The 17,641-nt window shown below is 49.0% G+C and carries 12 protein-coding genes; 2 read left to right on the top strand and 10 right to left on the bottom strand.

What is annotated here, in order from left to right; translation table 11 throughout:
* Window positions 1-107: 107 nt before the first annotated feature.
* On the top strand, window positions 108-3,221 hold the full coding sequence (locus HGH91_RS04885; RefSeq protein WP_168737305.1) for a SusC/RagA family TonB-linked outer membrane protein: 3,114 nt from the start codon (window positions 108-110) through the stop codon (window positions 3,219-3,221).
* Window positions 3,222-3,248: 27 nt separating this feature from the next.
* Window positions 3,249-4,751: a RagB/SusD family nutrient uptake outer membrane protein gene (locus HGH91_RS04880; RefSeq protein WP_168737304.1), complete on the top strand. Its 1,503-nt coding sequence runs from the start codon at window positions 3,249-3,251 to the stop codon at window positions 4,749-4,751.
* 336 nt (window positions 4,752-5,087) lie between these two features.
* On the opposite strand, the gene HGH91_RS04875 is transcribed toward HGH91_RS04880, so the two are convergent.
* The 10 genes from HGH91_RS04875 to HGH91_RS31380 form a co-directional block, all read right to left on the bottom strand.
* The gene (locus tag HGH91_RS04875) at window positions 5,088-6,218 is read right to left on the bottom strand and encodes a TlpA family protein disulfide reductase (RefSeq protein ID WP_168737303.1); all 1,131 of its coding nucleotides are present in this window, start codon (window positions 6,216-6,218) and stop codon (window positions 5,088-5,090) included.
* A gap of 159 nt (window positions 6,219-6,377) precedes the next feature.
* On the bottom strand, window positions 6,378-8,759 hold the full coding sequence (locus HGH91_RS04870; RefSeq protein ID WP_168737302.1) for an ABC transporter permease: 2,382 nt from the start codon (window positions 8,757-8,759) through the stop codon (window positions 6,378-6,380).
* A gap of 178 nt (window positions 8,760-8,937) precedes the next feature.
* A complete protein-coding gene (locus tag HGH91_RS04865) occupies window positions 8,938-9,408 on the bottom strand; it encodes a heme-binding domain-containing protein (protein ID WP_168737301.1) in 471 nt (156 codons plus the stop codon).
* A gap of 56 nt (window positions 9,409-9,464) precedes the next feature.
* The gene (locus tag HGH91_RS04860; protein ID WP_168737300.1) at window positions 9,465-10,079 is read right to left on the bottom strand and encodes a DUF3347 domain-containing protein; all 615 of its coding nucleotides are present in this window, start codon (window positions 10,077-10,079) and stop codon (window positions 9,465-9,467) included.
* A 45-nt stretch (window positions 10,080-10,124) separates the two neighbouring features.
* Window positions 10,125-10,658: a DUF3347 domain-containing protein gene (locus HGH91_RS04855; protein WP_168737299.1), complete on the bottom strand. Its 534-nt coding sequence runs from the start codon at window positions 10,656-10,658 to the stop codon at window positions 10,125-10,127.
* Window positions 10,659-10,702: 44 nt separating this feature from the next.
* Entirely contained in the window at window positions 10,703-11,917 is a 1,215-nt protein-coding gene (locus HGH91_RS04850) for an efflux RND transporter periplasmic adaptor subunit (RefSeq protein WP_168737298.1), read from the bottom strand.
* Window positions 11,918-11,924: 7 nt separating this feature from the next.
* Entirely contained in the window at window positions 11,925-13,133 is a 1,209-nt protein-coding gene (locus HGH91_RS04845) for an efflux RND transporter periplasmic adaptor subunit (RefSeq protein ID WP_168737297.1), read from the bottom strand.
* Window positions 13,111-14,367 (bottom strand): TolC family protein, encoded by a 1,257-nt coding sequence (locus HGH91_RS04840; protein WP_168737296.1) that lies wholly within the window; start codon window positions 14,365-14,367, stop codon window positions 13,111-13,113. The genes HGH91_RS04845 and HGH91_RS04840 overlap by 23 nt, the downstream gene beginning before the upstream one ends.
* On the bottom strand, window positions 14,351-16,285 hold the full coding sequence (locus HGH91_RS31385; protein WP_168737295.1) for an efflux RND transporter permease subunit: 1,935 nt from the start codon (window positions 16,283-16,285) through the stop codon (window positions 14,351-14,353). The genes HGH91_RS04840 and HGH91_RS31385 overlap by 17 nt, the downstream gene beginning before the upstream one ends.
* An 11-nt stretch (window positions 16,286-16,296) precedes the next feature.
* Entirely contained in the window at window positions 16,297-17,583 is a 1,287-nt protein-coding gene (locus HGH91_RS31380; protein WP_168737294.1) for an efflux RND transporter permease subunit, read from the bottom strand.
* Between the last annotated feature and the right edge of the window lie 58 nt (window positions 17,584-17,641).

Genomic DNA, 17,641 nt, shown 5'->3' with positions numbered 1-17,641 from the left:
GTGTTATTGTTCAGCGGCGTAGCGGCCGTTGCGTGCCCTTTTTGTCCTTAGCAAACGCTTCTTAATCATGTATCCGGAATAAAATTTCACCTGTTAATTTTTTAATTATGAGACAGTTTTCCACGGTAACTTTCAAGATCATGGCGCTACGCCAGAAAATTATTTATACCGCCCTGGCGCTGCTGTTGGGAATAGCCAGCCAACTCCATGCGAAGGCCCCCTCGCTCATCAACGTGCATGGGAAGGTGTTGGAAGAGAACGGCGCAGGCGTGCCGGGAGTGAGCATTAAAGTAAAGAACGTTGATAAAGCCACCACAACAGACGGCGAGGGCAATTTCACTATTAAAGGACTTCCCGACGATGCGGTGCTGATCATTTCTTATATAGGCTATGTCACGCAGGAGGTGAAGGCAACGGCGGCAGATATGGTAATCAGACTGGTGCCACAGGTAAAAAAAATAGACGAAGTAGTGGTAGTGGGATACGGTACCACTAAAAAGTCAGACCTTACCGGCGCCGTTGGTACGGTGAAGGCAGAAACGCTGCAGGAACGCCCGGCATCTTCTCTGAACCAGAGTTTATCCGGCCGCGTCTCCGGGGTGAACGTATCATCCAACTCCGGGCGTCCCGGAGGTAGAACCAATATACGCATCCGCGGATCCAGCTCGCTCAGTGTGTCCAATAATCCGTTGTACGTTATTGATGGGGTGATCCTGAACCCGGTAGATTTACGGAATGGGAGCACGCCTATCGACTATATCAATCCCAACGACATTGCTTCTATCGAAGTATTGAAAGACGCTTCTTCTACGGCCATTTACGGGGCCCGTGGCGCGAACGGCGTTATCCTCGTTACCACCAAAAGAGGCACCTCGAATGGAGGCAGAATTACCTATGATCCCGATTTCAGCATCGGCGTATTGCCCAGGAAACTGGAGCTGCTGAATGCAAAAGAGTTTTTGGCGGTAGAAGACCTGGCCTATGCCAATGCCCAGAAGTATGATCCCGTGGGATGGGCTACGGGCACAAAATATACCGATCCCAGGAAAAAGCGTACCAACCCCAAATTATTTGATGCGCAGGGAAACCCGCTATACGACACAGATTGGCAGGATGAAACTTTCCGTAATGCCTTTACACAAAATCACCAGCTGGGATTTACCGACGGAGATGAGAAAAGAAGTATAGGCGCTTTTTTAAATTATCGTACGCAGGACGGATTGGCCAGGGGCTCCTGGCAAGACAGGTACGCCGGCCGCGTGGTATTCGACAGCAAGATAAAAGACTGGTTAAAGATTGGTGGCACCCTGAGTTATACAGATCAGCGGGAAAAGCAAGTGGACCAGCTGGACGGTGGCGGCATCACCATGATGCGGCAGGTATTGGAAGCGCTGCCTATCATCCCGGTAAAGTATGCCGACGGCAGCTGGGCCAGCAACCGTGACTACCCCGGAATGGAAGGAGGAGATAATCCTTTAAGAGTGGCGGCCGACAGGATCTCTATCCTGCACACGCAAACCCTCCTGGGTAATATGTTTGCCAATGTACACCTGGCGCCCGGACTGGAATTGAAATCTACCGTGGGCGTTAATGTCATTAACCAACGGGAAGATTACTTTGCTGCCAAAGGCATGCAATATATTTCCGATAATGGAAATGCCTCCGTTAATAACAATCGCTATAACTCCTGGCAGTTTGAAAACTACCTGACCTATACCCGCGAGTTTGCGAAAGTACATTCGCTCAATGCCATGGCAGGGGTATCCTGGCAGCATATCGACCGTTTTGAAAACCAGGCCAGCACGGAGGGATTCACCGATTCTTATTATAAGTACTATAACCTCGGAGCCGGCTCCAGTCCTCAGCCGCCGTCTTCTGTAGGCACCGCCAATGGGCTGAACTCCTACTTTGGCCGTATCAACTATGGATTCCGCAACCGGTACTTAGTCACCTTTACCGGCCGTATGGACGGCTCTTCAAAATTTGGCCGGGATAACCAGTTTGCTTTCTTCCCGTCTGCAGCACTCGCCTGGAGGGTAACGGAAGAAAACTTTATGAAAGGGATTGCTGCTATTTCAAATTTGAAACTGCGTGCCAGCTACGGCGCCACTGGTAACTCGGAAATTCCCGCCTACCGTGCATTGGCAGGCCTGGGCAATTATAGCGTTGTTTTTAATGGCGCACGTAATTCCGGCGTGGGTATCGATCGTATCGCTAACCCCGGTCTGCAGTGGGAGAAAACGAAGCAGATAGATTTCGGAATGGAGCTGGGCTTGTTTTCCAACAGGCTAAACCTGGAACTGGATCTATACCGCAGGAGAGTAGATGGTATGCTGCTGGATGCGCCGCTGCCATATACCACCGGGCGCGACAAAATTTTCTCCAACGTAGGAAGTATGGAAAACAAGGGGATTGAGTTTGGTATCAACTCCACCAATATTCAAACCGATCATTTCTCCTGGAGCACCACCTTCAATATTTCTGTCAATAGAAATAAAGTGCTGGCACTGGCCAATGGTGACATACTCATGGGCAATGGGGTGATCCGCGTAGGAGAGCCCGTTGGCTCTTTCTTTGGAAGGGTCACCCTCGGAACATGGGGCGCTAAAGAGGCAGATGAAGCAAAGAAATACAACATGCTGCCCGGCGACATCAAATATAAAGACATCAATAGTGATGGTATCATCAATGACCTCGACAGGGTGATTATCGGGAAAGGTATTCCCGACGGATATGGCACCTTCCTGAATACCTTCCAGTATAAGGCCTGGTCGCTTACGGTAGACCTGCAGTTTATGTATGGCAACGATGTACTCGACCGGAGCATACACTCCGCCGAAGACCGGCAGGGCATTGCTAATAGTTACAAAACCGTGCTGAATGCGTGGACAGAAACGAATCAAAATACACAAATAGCGCAGATACGCCCTATCAACGCGTATTATACTACCAACAACGATAGCCACAAAGTAACCGACGGTTCGTTTATCCGTGGCCGTAACTTGCTGTTGGCATATGTGTTCCCGTCAAAAACGGTATCTGCACTAAAACTCAGTCGCCTCCGGGTATATGCTTCGGTGCAGAACTTTTTCCTGGTCACCAAATTTAAAGGCTACGATCCGGAAGTATCCAACTCCAGCTCACCTTTCGATCAGGGCCTTACCTTGTACGACTATCCCAAGCCAAGGGTATTTATGCTGGGACTGAATGTGGGGTTATAATATTATGCAACCATTTAATCGAAAGTTATGAAATCAATCATCATAAAATACGGACTGCTGGTAGTAGCAACCGGGGCATTATGCCTGGCAGGTTGCCGGAAATTTTTGGATGAAACAGATCCCAGCAATTATACAGAGGATACTTATTTCACAAAGCCCGAACATGCGAGGAGCTCTATCAACGCTATTTATGCTAGTCTGCGGGATCCTATGAGCGGCGATTTCAACGGGGCGGCCTGGACGATGACGGAATTTGCTACCGGGCAGGCGGCTACCGATCTTGGACAGGCGGTGAACAGCTACTACATAAAAGACCTGCATAACACCGCCGATAATGCCTACGGCGAAAATTATTGGAGAAATTATTACAAGGGTATTACCAATGCAAACCTATCCATCGCCAAAATACCCGGCATTAATATGGACCAGGCAGAAGCCAAACGACTGCTGGGAGAAGCTTATTTCCTGCGTGCCTGGTACTACTTCAACCTGGTACAAATGTTTGGCAACATCCCTTTGATTACGCAGCCCGTTGATCTGAAGTCCGACCAGCTAAGGCCCAAACAGGCCACGCCGGAGGAAGTATACAAATTGATTGTAGACGATCTGACCACCGCTGAAAATGCGGGATTGCCCTGGACCGATGTCAGTGGTAAAGTCTCTTTGGGAGCAGTGAAATCATTGTTGTCAAAGGTATATCTCACCATGGCCGGATACCCATTGCAAAAGGGAATCGCTTACTTCGACCTGGCCGCCAAAAAAGCAGGAGAGGTGCTGGCTTCTAAACAATTTAAGTTGTTCGACACTTACAATGACCTGCATAACCCGGCAAAGAAGAATATCGAAGAGAACATTTTCATGATCCAGTATAAAACACAGGTGATACCTGGCAGCTGGCAATCGCTCATCATTCCGTACAACAAAAATATTTCCGCCTATTCTGCTGAAACGGGAGGTATCTACGCTACCGCCGACTTCGTAAAATCCTACGATCCTGCAGATTTGCGTGCTAAAGAAGGGCAGTTTTTTTTCACAGAATTCACTAACCAGGATAACAGGAATCAAAAGGTAGACCTGGGCGGATATTTCCTGTATAAATTGTTCGACGTAACGGCACAAACCACCACCGCCAACAGCGATCTTAACTGGTCATTGATCCGTTATGCAGATATCTTGCTGGTATATGCAGAAGCGGCCAATGAGGTGAGCGGTCCTGGTGCAGCGACCTATGACGCCGTAAACCAGGTTCGGAAAAGAGCCAAGCTGCCCGACCTCGCAGGGCTCACCCAGGTGCAGCTGAGAGAAGCCATATGGCACGAACGCTGGTATGAACTATGTTTTGAGAATGTTACCTGGTTTGATATGGTCCGGTTGCGCAAAGCATTTAACGTAAGTACAAAAGGTTTTGATAATTACGTGGGGCATAAATTTTCCTATGGACCGGTGTTAACAGAAAGAGAGCTGTTATTTCCTATACCCAGCAGGGAGCTGAGGAACAATCCTAATCTGGTGCCCACGAAAGGGTATTAGCAAATGCGATAATCTGCTGGTCAGGCGAATGTTTTTCTCGCAGAGACGCAAAGCAGCAAAGGAGAGGAGATAAGAGCGAATTTTAAGCCGCAAAGCGGGTAGACTAGGTAATATAAAAGAATATACTACGTTATCTACCCGCTTTGCGGCTTAAAATTCGCTCTTATCTCCTTATAAATTCTTTGCTGCTTTGCGTCTCTGCGAGAAAAACATTCGCTTAGTAATTCCACTTCAATCGATGGACATCAAATTCCGGTACCTGCAAGCCGTTGTTTAAAAAAGCTACTCCGGTAAAAGTATCCGGAAGGTACGTGGCTGGTACCCTGATCTCACCGGTTATTTACCCAGTCGTTCTTCCAGTATATTTTCCAGCAGCGTCATGTCCTTATCTCTTATTGAGGTGGTGTTGTAAATAGGGCGGCCGGATTTATCAAGCAGGTAAAGTTGCGGAATGGGCCCATAAGCCATTGCATCATACAAGCGCTGGTCGCCAAATACCTGTGGCCAGTCCATCCCGTATTTTTCAACGGCACGTCGAAAAGCGGTACTATCCTTATCGATGCTAAAGGAAATCAGTTCAAAGTCTTTGCTTTTATATTTGTCGTAATACGCTTTTAAGTTAGGCAATTCTTCCCAGCAGGGCGCGCACCACGAGGCCCAGAATTGAATCAGTACATATTTACCCCGTAGCTTAGCAGATGATATTTTATTGTTTTTAGTATCTGTAACAGCAAAATCAGGAAACGCAGTATGTGAGGTAATATTGATTTTATTTTGGATGATGGAAGCCAGGTGCTGACCGGCGGCGGTGTTCTTATATTTGGCGGGGAATAGCTTGTAAAGCTCCATGATCTTTACAGGAGGTAGCAAGAGTGTTCTGAAAGTACTGGTGAGGAAAGTCCAGAATGATATATAGGAATCCGGAAATTGCCGGATGAAATCCATTTCCCTGTAGGAGAGGGTATCGCCAAGCCTGAATCCTTTTGCCAGGGCTGCGGTATCCGTTCCAAATCTGTGCTTGTTTTCATAATAGTAATGAATGAATATATCAAAACGCTCTTTTACAAAGGCATCGAATGCTGCGCCACCTGCTTTATCATAAGGAATAATATGGGGAGATGCCTTTTCGTCTATGGTAAAATATTTCAGGCTGTCGGCAGAGGGAATTACGTTGATGGGCACTTCTCCTTTGTCGAAGAAAACCTTGCTTAACAGGTAGGTAGTATCGCTGTTTTTATAACTGACTACAATAAATCCGTAAGGCGCATTAAGTTTACCCTGCCAATAAGGATGATGCACTACGTCAACAGTATGTTCGTTGATGCCGTCATGCACAGTTACAGTAAATTCGTTGCTGCGCAGCGGAGAAGCGAAGTCGAATCGGATGTAGGTAGAATCAGTTGCTGAAGCGGAAATACCAGCAATCAGCAAGAGCAGCGTGAGGATAGTTCCCAGGTTAAACTTCATGTGGCAGTAAATTTATGCGTGAATGTATTCACAAAAAATCAGGTGATTGCTGTAGTAATTGTTAAAACGATATCACGATAATAATAACTGCCACCAATGCAAACTGCCACCGGGATTACCGGTGGCAGTGCTTTATATCTGCTGTATTGGAGTGCTTGCCTACTCTGATTTCAGGCTTCCTACGGGGTTCACTAAGGCCGCTTTGATCGACTGAAAACTCACGGTAATGAGTGTAATAACAATGGCGGCCAGCGCGGCCAGGATAAATACGTCTGGCCCAAGTGTAATGCGATAGTCGTATTGCGACAGCCAGCGTTGCAGGAAGTAAAAGGCCAGTGGCGCTGCCAGCAGGCAACTGATCACTACCAGTATAACAAAGTCCCTGGATAGCATTACCCATATCTGTGATGCGGAAGCGCCCAGTACTTTACGCACACCTATTTCCTTGGTGCGCTGCTGCGCCGTAAACGCTGCCAGTCCAAATAAGCCCAGGCAGGAAATGAGAATAGCTAACACGGCAAAGATGCCGGAAAGTTTGCTGGTGCGTATTTCCTGCTGAAACTTTTGGCCGTACACCTGGTCTACAAAATCATAGTCAAACGGGAAAGCAGGATTGTATCGTTCAAAAACTTTGGCGATAAGCGGAATGGTAGCATGCAAATCGGCGCCGGGCGCAAAGCGGCACATCATAAATCCCCGGGTACTTGGAAGAGAATGTCCGAACGTAATAGGTTCCATGGCGGCGAAAGGTGATTCCAGCAACGCATTTTTAACCACGCCGATGATATTGATTTTCTGGCCATCCATTGTCAGCAATTCATTCAGCGGATCTTTGAGCCGGAGCCTTTTTACGGCCGCTTCATTCAGGATCACGTTGGCAGTATCGCTATCGGGGTTGGTCGAAAAATTGCGGCCGCTGACCAGTTGCAATCCCATGGTTTTGAAATAATCATTGTCGGCCAGGATAACGCCCATTTCTACCGTTTCACCCGGCAGCTTGCCCGGCCAATAGTCCAGGTCGCGGTGCCAGCCAATAGCCGTTGCCGGGCTGGTAGAAAGGGTGACGGATTGCGCCAGTCCACTTTGCAGGAGTTCATTTTTTAATGCCGGATAGTTATGTATCATCTCCTCATTCAACCGGGTCATAATAAGGTTGTTGGGATCATAGCCGGTAGGCCGGTTCCGGGCATGCTGCATTTGCCGGTAAATCACCAGCGTGCTGATGATCAGGGCTACAGAACAACTAAATTGTACTATCACCAGCGCCTTGCGTGAAAATGCGGCCGATTTCCCGGATTGCAACGTGCCTTTTAATGTTTTTACAGGGTTGAAGGAGGAGATGAAAAAGGCAGGTTTGCTGCCGGCTAATACCCCTGTCAGGAAAGTGCCGGCGCCCACAAGCAACCAGAAGATCCCGCTGTCAAATGGAATATGCAGCACTCTACCGGCGATGCCGTTGAATGCCGGTAGCGAAAGCTGTACCAGCAACAGCGCAAATAATAAAGCAATAAAAGCAGTCAATACCGACTCGGTCAGGAACTGTATAATCAGTTGACGACGCTGCGAGCCAATAGCCTTACGGATACCCACTTCCCGGGCCCGTTTTTCAGAACGGGCAGTGCTGAGGTTAACAAAATTGATCCCCGCAATGACCAATACCAGCAAGCCTATAACGCCAAACATCCTGACGTAGTCGATAGCCCCGCTGCTGTCTTTTCCATTTTCATAGCGACTGTACAAATGCCAGCGATCCAGCGGTTGTAATACCACGGCGGAGTTCTGGGAGTTGACATTATCTTTCTCCGATAACTCAATATCGCGGATCTTCGCAGCTACTTTGGAATAATCAGTTCCTGCCTTCAACTTCGCAAATATCTGGTAAGCATTACCAGAAAAGGAACCTTTCCGGTTGTTTCTCACCGCCTCCTCGGTTTGTTCAAAGTAGCTGAAAGGAATCAGGTATTTAAAGCTGAAAGAGCTATTAGAAGGTAAGTCTTTTAAAACGCCGGCTACCCGGACATCATGGCGACTGTCCAGTCTTAGTGTTTTACCCACTGCGCTGCCGCTGCCAAACAGGCTCTCAGCGAGCGATTGGGTCAATAAAATTGAATACGTATCATCCAATGCATGAGCGGCACTCCCTTCTATGAGCTGGAAAGGAAAGATTCGGAGAAAGTCACGTTGTACCATCATCCCATCTGCCAGCAATTTCCGATCGCCTACCATTAGTCCATGTGAATTCATCCAGGAGGCTTCCGACACATATTCCATTTCAGGAATTTTACTCCGTAAAGCGTCTGCCAGCTTCAGCGAACAGGTCGTAAAGTTGAGCGTATCTCCGTTGCTGTTGAAATTACGCCTTACCTGGTAGGCCCGTTCATGGTCAGGTAAAAACTTATCATAAGAATATTCATGCACTACCCACAGCACAATAATCATCGCCACGGCCATACCCATCGCTAATCCCAGGATGTTAATAGCACTGTAAACTTTGCTGTTCATCAGGTTACGCCAGGCAACCTTCAAGTAATTTCTGATCATACAATATGGATGTTGCCAGTACAACCTAATAAAAATGCCAGAATGAAGGGTGACTATCTATCAGTGGGAAAGGTATATTTAAAATGTTTATATGTTCGGTTTTGACACAATGGTTTGTTCAGTTATGAAAACCCGCCTACACCAGTAACAATAGGGGCGTCACCCTGTACTTTTCTATTTAATAACCAGTTCCTTTATTTGCCTGCAATACATCATCTATCCAGTGAATGATCATCTTTTTCTGCAAATTGGACAACCTGGCGCCGGCATGCATCCAGGTATATGAACGTAACGGCATCTGGTTGGTAGCAATCTGTTCCCGGATTCTTTTCAGCTTATTCAGCTGCCGTTTGGCGGAATAACTGCCGTATTCACTGAAGTTCAGTTCTTGCTTACCATCCCTGGTATGTGCCGCCATTATCCATCCAACAGGCTGGATGTTAGTATACCATGGGTACCTGGTATAGTTGCTGTGGCAATCATAACAGGCTTCCTGTAATAAATGCAGAACGGGCGATGGAACGGGATACAACCGTGTAATGTCATCTGCAGATTTTCCGGGGTGTTGATTTTTGACAGGCCGGATAAACTGTATAATCACCATCGCAGACAGTAATAAGAAAAAGGTGAGCCGAAATATTAGTTTCATTTTTTTCGTGCTGAACTTCTTTCTGCAGCGGCACCGCCGCAGAAAGAAGCGGGAAGTTATTTAATCATTTCTTTTACACTGCCACAGGAAGTCATGCCTGCCATGTACGGATTTTTGACGTTTTTTTCTTCACTCAACCAAAGTGCGCCCTTATTATTGTCATACATAGGACAATAGTCATGATACAATGGACGGCCACCACCATAAGCTTTTACGAGTGCGTAAACATCTTCGCTCATCGCGGCAAAATGCTCCCGTTGATGGGCAATATTGCCTTCATTTTTACCAATATGTTCGGCATGTTCCTTCAGGTCATCCGCATTGTCAGTAAAAACTTTTTGCTGCTCAGGCGTCAGCAGGCTGGGATTTACGCCGGCAAGGGCTTCGGCCATTGCCCTACCACCGTTGGCAGCATCGGCTGAGTTATCGTCAGCCAGCCCATTTTTAATATGGAGATACTGGTCTACCACCATTTTCAACGAAGTAGCCACTTTGCTATCCAATCCACTGAATTGGGGCGTAAGGGCTGTAACCGGCGCGCTGTCTGCAGCAGCAGTGGAGGTGTGTTCCTGGGAGACGCTGTCAGGTCCAGCCTGCGATGGCTGTCCGGCGTTATTGCACGCCGCCAATAAAAACGCGATAGCTAACACGCCTAAAATAGTTCTTTTCATTTTCTGTTATTTTTAAGTGATAGGTAAATTAGAGATGGTTGTTTGTTATTGCAAGGTTTCCTGTACGGATCCACAGGTCGGCATTTGCTCGCCGAAATAGGGATTTTCGATGATCTTGTTCCTGCTCAGCCAATACGCCCCTTTATCCTGCTGCGCCATGGGGCAGAAGTCTACATACAATGCACCGCTCTTTAACCCCGATTGCTTCACCAACGTAATCATATCCTTACTGAGTGCGGCAAAACTATTCCGCTGGGCTTCCACATCTGCCGCAGTTGTAATCTTGCCTGCAGCATCCACTACAGCCTGGCCATTGTTCACTTGCCCGGCGCCAAGCATTATCGCATTGGCTGCTATTTTTGCGGCCGCCATATCGCCATTCACGAGTGCGGCTGTCAACTGTTCGTATTGCTGGAACACCGCCTGCAGTTTATCATCTTTGATCTGTAAACCCTGGGCAGGAGCGGGGGCACTGACCTGCTCCGGAGCTGTGGCGCCGGTAGTAGGTGAGTTGCCGTTATGATTACAGGCAGTAAAGAAAATTGCGGAGAGTACAGGTAATGAGATTCTAAGTAACATGTGTTTGTTTTTTGATTTTTTGTGAGAATAATAATAGTGAAACCCTACTTACTCATCCCGGCCATGGGATCAGCGCCTTTTTTGAGAATAAATTCTGAATAGAGGAGATAAGCCCCGGTTACCACCACTTTGTCGCCTGCCTGCAGTCCGCCAGTAATTTCCACTACATCGGCGTTTTCCATGCCAATGCTCACCATCCTCGGCACAAACTTTCCATGGGCTTTTTCAATCCATACCTGGGTGCCTTTCCCATCGCGGATAACGGCATCTACAGGCACGCTCAGCACATTGCCTTTACTGTTGACGGGGAGGAAAATACTGGCTTGTAAACCCGGCTGCCAGCGCTGACCAGGATTCGGAATAGTGCCACGTACCTGTACCAGTTGACTACCCGCCTGTAAAGCAGGATTGATAAACTGGATGGTCATGGTTTGTGGTTCATTTTCCCATCCCGCTATCACTACTTTTACCGGTTGGCCAGTTTGCACGAGCGAAACTTCCGCCGGGTATACATCGGCTTCCACCCATAAATGATCATAGCCTTCTACACGCATCACGACGCCGCCTTCGGATACATATTGCCCTTCCGATACAGTTAATGCTGACACGATGCCGGAAATGGCCGCCGGGTAGGTAACATATGGATTTACTTGTTGTGATTTTAACAATTGGCTGATCTGAGCTTCGCTTTGGTCATATAATGATAACTTTTGCCTTGCCGCTTTTTCAATTTGCTGAAACCTGCTGTCGCCGGGGAATTGCCGCAACTGCGCTACGGCCAGTAAGTACTCCTGTTGCAGGGAGGCCAGCTGCTCTGAATAGATTTTGTAAAGCGGCTGTCCTTTGGTAACCCGAACCCCTGTTTCTTTTACATACAGCACTTCTATACGGCCGGCCACCCGGCTGGAAATGACAGCCGTTTGTTCCGGGTCAGTTGTCAGCCGGCCATTCAATTGTTTGTGATTGGCCAGCGCGCCCGCGCCAATGGTCATGGTGGTAATATTCGCCAGTGCTACCTGGTTATCGCCTAGCGTGAGTTCGGCGGTTTTATTGTTTTTGTCGAAGGGTACCAGTTCCATTCCGCATATCGGGCAGGTGCCGGGCTGGTTTTGTACAATCTGCGGATGCATCGGACAGGTGTATGTTTTGACAGCTCCTTCCGCAGTTTTCCTCCGTCCGGTATCTTTGCAGGCAGCCAGTAAAAGCGCCGGCGCCAGTGATACGACCGCCATGGTCCGGATAAATTTTTTTCTTTCCATCACCTTATTATTGCTGGTTATTAACTGTTTTAATAAAGCTCTCACTGTCTACCAGGTAGGAGGCATTGGCCGCTACCATCCAGTCTGCCACCGGTGTTAGAATTTGTATCATCCCTTCTACTGACGTGCCGGTAGCCACTGCTACAGGTTTGAATACATTGTTTTCTTTCCGGAAAACCACCGCCTTGTTGCCTAGTCGCCATACGGCTTCTTTCGGTACCCACCATCCTCCGGTGTACATCACAGGGATGTATGCCGTGAGCAATTGTCCGGGCTGCAGCCCGGAATGACCAAGATATACCCGGCCCAGGGTGAAGTTGCTGCCATCACGGAATACCGGCTCGATCAGGCCGATGGTAGCTGGCTGCAAACGTTTTTTGTCGGCCCCCGGGTAAAATAACAACTGCTGTCCTTGCCGGATATTGGCCGCGATCTGTGAAGGAAAGGAGAACTCAGCAACGAGGTTTTGCGCCTGGTAAATGGTGAACAGCGACTGCCCTGCGCTCACATATTGTCCTTCTCTCAGCAACACCGGGCTGGCTGCTGGCGCCGCGGGAGCGGGAAGGGGTGTGGCGCCGATGCCGCCCTCCATGCCACCCATCCCCTCTGAAGAGGCGGCAGCAGTACCAGCAGCAGGAGGTGTTGGGGCGGCAGCTGCCGTTTTCTCCAGGATATAGCCGTCACTGTTACTATACACTGGTATACGATACAGGATATTGCCTGTTTTTAATACCTGGTCTATTTGCAATGGTGGCATCCCCAGTAGTTGTAGTCGCTGCCTTGCAGCAGGAAGCAGGTCCGGTTGCTGCCTGGCTACGTATAGCAGTTCCCGTTGTGCCGCTGCCAGGTCGGGCGAATACACTTCCATAATGAGTTGCCCCTTTTTCACCGGCTGATAGTTATATTTAATGAGCAGCCGCTCTATCCGGCCAGCCACCCTGCTGGCAATGCTGGTCTCATGGCGGGTATCGTAGGTAACTACGCCGTAGGCGGTCAACGAATAAAGGCGGCTGCCGCTTTCAGGCCTGATAATCTGGATGCTGGCAATAACCTGTTCATTCACCGGGCGGGCCAGCCGGGCAATGTTGCTGTCTATCACCGGCTCGTGGTACCCTTCGGCATGCTTTGCGGTACCCGGTTGTCCCTGGCAGGCCACCAGGCCACATGCCATTAGCGCCATCCCGGGCAGGAGGCTAGCGATATAATTGTTTCTCATAGTCTACAATCATTTCATAGAGTTTTAATTTTTCATCCAGCAGGCTGGATTGCATCATGGTGAGCGCTTCCCAGGAATCGATCACGTTGCTCAGCGCCAGCTTGTTTTCCTGGTAATTCAGGAAGTTGGCGTCCAGCGCCTGTTGCAAAGCGGGGATGATTTTCGCTTCTATTGCCGCAATCCGTTGCTGCATAGACTGTATCTCATACTGCATCCCATAGAGCATGCCCTGTGTTTCCTGCAGCATAGCCGATTTCTCTTTCTCCATCGCTTGTACATTATACTGCATGGCCTTTATTTCCGACCGGTACATCTTCGACGACCAGGGGGCAATAGGGATGCTGACCATGCCCATGGCGCTGAAGGCTTTGGGCATCATATCTCCCAGGGGCGACATATGATCAAACCTGATCCTGAAATCAGGTTTTTTCTCCCGCTGCATACTTTCTATGTTCAGCTGCATGGAACGGATGCTCTCATTCATTTTAAGTACATCTTTCCTCACGGTAGCCAGTGAAGCCGTGTCGTACGTGGGCGCAGCCTGGAACCGGAGCTGCCAGGCAGTGTCGATATCAAAAGCCTGGTTGCCGGGCGCATTCATCAGGCTATTGAGCCAGGACCTCGCTTTGGCGATATTGCCTTCCTGCATACGGATCATGTTGCGGTTGTCTTCAATTTTCGCATTGGCTTTGAATACGCCGCTCAATTGTGATTGATTGTACGGATACCTTACTTCTTCTATTTTCTTCATCGTTTGCATGATCTTTTCATTTTCACGCAATACGTTTATCCGTTGCTGTGCAATGAGCCAGCTTACATACAATCGTTTGGCCTGCGCCTTCAGTTCATTGAGGGTGACCGCCCTGGTGGCGTGTTCGATGTTTCCCTGCGAGGCGATGTATCGCTTCCTGGCATTGAGTTTGGCCGGGTTGGGGATGTCCTGCTCCAGCTGCAGCATCAGGCTGCCTTTGTCGCGTTCATCCATTACCTGTTGACCGGGATAGGGCGTCATAAAGGTGCCTATCCCCACCATGGGCGCCATCCAGGCGGTAGCTGCCACGGCGCTCTGCTGGAAACCGGCGGCTTTCAGGTCGTACGATTGCAGCAGTATATTATTGTTGTCTACCCGTTGTAATATCGTATCCAGCGATAACACCGGGATATTTTGTGCTGCCAGCGACAGGGGCGCCACCCCCAACAGTACTGCCAGGATATGTTTAGTGATGTGTTTCATGAATTTCCAGTTTACCATACTTGCGCAATTCATATTCTTTCGACATTAAAAAAATCAGGGGAGTTACCAGCAGGATATGGGTAGAGGAGGTGAGTACCCCGCCTATCATGGGCAGCACAATGGGCCTCATTACATCGGTGCCTACACCGGTGGCCCATAGCACGGGTACCAGTCCAAACAGCGATACGCATACCGTCATCAGTTTGGGCCGCAGGCGCTTCGCTGCGCCGTATATCACATACTGCCGCAGGTCGTCCTTCGTAATGGTGGCTGCCGAATTACCCTTTAGCTGTACCAGCTGCTGCATGGCGTCGTTGAGATATATCACCATCACAATACCGGTTTCCACGGCAATGCCAAACAAGGCGATGAAGCCCACGGCTACGGCCACCGACAGGTTTACGCCCCAGAAATAGATCATATAAGCCCCGCCGATAAGGGCAAACGGGACGGTAATCAGGCTTAAAAACGCTTCCCGTACGGAGTGGAAGGCGAAATAGAGAGAGAAGAAAATGATGACCAGCACCACCGGCGCAATCCACATCAGCGTTTGCTGTCCCCGTATCAGGTTTTCGTATTGCCCGCTCCACTCCAGGTAGTAGCCGGCAGGTAGTACCCCTTTCGCCTGGCTCATCTTGTCAACGGCCTCTTTTACGGTACTGCCCAGGTCGCGGCCGCGCACATTGAATAATACGGCGCCGCGCAGCATCGCATTTTCGGAGGTGATCATCGGTGGGCCATCTACAAATTTTACATCTGCTACGGCCGACAAAGGCACTTCTCCCGAAGCTGCCGACATCAGCGGAATGCGTTGTATGCGCTCCACACTGTTGCGATACTCCTGTGCTAAACGCACACTGATAGAAAAACGTTGCCGTCCTTCTATGGTATTGCCCACGGAAGCACCTCCCAGCGCGGTTTCTACGGTTTGGTTCACATCGTCGGCAGTAAGCCCATAGCGTGCCAGGTCGGCTCTTCGTATATCTATGCTGAGATATTTACCCCCCGTTACCGGCTCTACATAAAGATCCATGATGCCCGGTGTTCCCTCCAGTACCTGTTTTACACGCTCCGACACAGCGGCAATGGAGTCCAGGTTTTGCCCGTATACTTTCACGCCCACGTCGGTACGAATACCGGTGGCCAGCATGTTGATGCGGTTAATAATAGGCTGGGTCCAGCCATTCACTACGCCGGGGATCTGCAATTTGGCATCCAGCTCGTTGATGATATCTTTCTTGGTTTTTCCTTTCCGCCATTGCGATTGCGGCTTCAGCATAATAATGGTTTCAATCATGCTGATAGGAGAGTTGTCGGTGGCAGTGCTGGCACGGCCGGCTTTCCCCAAAACCTTATCCACTTCCGGCACCGACTTGATGATTTTATCCTGCACCTGCAGGATGCGCTTGGCCTCTGCATTGGAAATATCCGGCAGTGTAACGGGCATAAACAAAATGCTTTGTTCATCGAGAGGTGGCATAAACTCGCTGCCCAGGCTCTTTAACAAAGGGATCGTGATCACGAGCGCAATGATATTGATGGCAATGGTGGTCTTTCTCCATTTCAGTATGACTTTTATCACCGGTTCGTATATACGTTCCAGTACCCGGTTAATCGGGTTATCATGATCGGGACGGAATTTTCCTTTCATGAAAAAAGAGATGAGCACCGGCGCCAGCGTAATCACCAGCAGGGCATCTACGATCATGATAAACGTTTTCGTATAGGCCAGCGGGTGAAAGAGCTTGCCTTCCTGTCCTGTTAACATAAATACCGGCAGGAACGAAGTGATGATAATAATGGTGGCAAAGAAAACGCCCCGGGATACCTGTTTGCTCGACTGCTCAATAATCTGCAATCGTTCCTCTTCGGTAATCCACGAAGGTGTTTTTTTAAATATTTTTTTGATCCGGTTCATGATTTGCTGATTTATACTTGTTGTTTTTCCTGCCATTGGGCGTATTTTTCCGCGAGATGCTTATAAGCGTTTTCACTCATAATAATCCCGTTGTCTACGATTACGCCAATGGCGAGTGCAATCCCGGTGAGCGACATGATGTTGGAAGAAATGCCGAAGGCATTCAGCAGGATGAAGCTGGCAGCCAGCGTAATGGGAATTTGTATAATGATGCTCAGGGCGCTGCGCCAATGAAAAAGGAATAGGATGACCACCACCGATACCACGATCATTTCTTCGATCAGCGTGTGTTTGATGGCATCTACCGATTCCCGGATCAGTGCGCCCCGGTCGTATACGATGTCGAATTTTACGCCATCTGGGAACCCTTTGGCCACTTCTTTCATCCTGGCTTTTACTTTATCAATCACGGCGTCGGCATTTTCACCATAGCGCATCACTACGATGCCGCCTACACGCTCTCCCTGCCCGTTCTGGTCAAAGATGCCCAACCGGGTTTCGCCGGTCATCTGTACAGTGGCTACATCGGCTATCCGTATAGGAATGTTGTTCTGGGTTTTCACCGGGATATTTTCTATTTCAGCCACCGACTTCAGGTAGCCGGATGTTTTGATAATATAGCCAATGTCGCTCAGCTCAAATTTGCGGCCACCGGATTCGTTGTTATTGGTCCGGATGGCATTGAGCACGGCAGCTACCGGTAGCCGGTAATACAACAGCTTATTGGGATCTACGGTGATTTGATATTGCTTTTGAAAGCCGCCGAAGGAGGCAATTTCACTGACGCCTGCTACATTTTGCAGGGCAAATTTGATATACCAGTCCTGTAAGGCGCGTTGTTCGCCCAGGTCCATTCCCGGTGCGTCGAGGGTGTACCAGAGAATATGCCCTACACCGGTACCATCGGGCCCCAGCTGAGGCGCTACGCCGGCAGGCAGGGTACGGGCAACGGTGCTAAGCCGCTCCAGTACCCGTTCCCGGGCCCAATAGATATCAACATCATCCTGGAAGATGACATAAATAAAGCTCATGCCAAACATAGAGGAGCCACGTACATACTTGATGCGCGGAAGTCCCTGTAAGTTGGTGACCAAGGGATACGTTACCTGGTCTTCTATCAGCTGAGGGCCTCGTCCCATCCATTCTGTAAAAACGATGACCTGGTTTTCCGAGAGGTCGGGGATGGCGTCAACGGGATTCTTTTTGACGGCGAAAATTCCCCAGGCAAACAGGGCGGCTGCCATTACCAGCACAATAAACCGGTTGCGCAACGACCATTCAATAATTCGATGTACCATATTTGTTCATTTCGAAAAAGACATAGATAGCCTGTCATCCATACCTATGGGCCGGAAG

The sequence above is a fragment of the Chitinophaga eiseniae genome, assembly GCF_012641265.1.
GTDB lineage: Bacteria > Bacteroidota > Bacteroidia > Chitinophagales > Chitinophagaceae > Chitinophaga > Chitinophaga eiseniae_A.
The sequence above is the reverse complement of the archived record's forward strand: the minus strand, read 5'-3'. Positions and strand labels throughout refer to the sequence as shown.

What these genes read in the sequence shown, in the direction of transcription:
- HGH91_RS04875 (WP_168737303.1), bottom strand. Translation starts at nt 6,218, where the DNA reads ATGAAGTTTAACCTGGGAACTATCCTCACGCTGCTCTTGCTGATTGCT.
- HGH91_RS04855 (WP_168737299.1), bottom strand. Translation starts at nt 10,658, where the DNA reads ATGTTACTTAGAATCTCATTACCTGTACTCTCCGCAATTTTCTTTACT.
- HGH91_RS04865 (WP_168737301.1), bottom strand. Translation starts at nt 9,408, where the DNA reads ATGAAACTAATATTTCGGCTCACCTTTTTCTTATTACTGTCTGCGATG.
- HGH91_RS04850 (WP_168737298.1), bottom strand. Translation starts at nt 11,917, where the DNA reads ATGGAAAGAAAAAAATTTATCCGGACCATGGCGGTCGTATCACTGGCG.
- HGH91_RS04840 (WP_168737296.1), bottom strand. Translation starts at nt 14,367, where the DNA reads ATGAAACACATCACTAAACATATCCTGGCAGTACTGTTGGGGGTGGCG.
- HGH91_RS04860 (WP_168737300.1), bottom strand. Translation starts at nt 10,079, where the DNA reads ATGAAAAGAACTATTTTAGGCGTGTTAGCTATCGCGTTTTTATTGGCG.
- HGH91_RS04880 (WP_168737304.1), top strand. Translation starts at nt 3,249, where the DNA reads ATGAAATCAATCATCATAAAATACGGACTGCTGGTAGTAGCAACCGGG.
- HGH91_RS31380 (WP_168737294.1), bottom strand. Translation starts at nt 17,583, where the DNA reads ATGGTACATCGAATTATTGAATGGTCGTTGCGCAACCGGTTTATTGTG.
- HGH91_RS31385 (WP_168737295.1), bottom strand. Translation starts at nt 16,285, where the DNA reads ATGAACCGGATCAAAAAAATATTTAAAAAAACACCTTCGTGGATTACC.
- HGH91_RS04885 (WP_168737305.1), top strand. Translation starts at nt 108, where the DNA reads ATGAGACAGTTTTCCACGGTAACTTTCAAGATCATGGCGCTACGCCAG.
- HGH91_RS04870 (WP_168737302.1), bottom strand. Translation starts at nt 8,759, where the DNA reads ATGATCAGAAATTACTTGAAGGTTGCCTGGCGTAACCTGATGAACAGC.
- HGH91_RS04845 (WP_168737297.1), bottom strand. Translation starts at nt 13,133, where the DNA reads ATGAGAAACAATTATATCGCTAGCCTCCTGCCCGGGATGGCGCTAATG.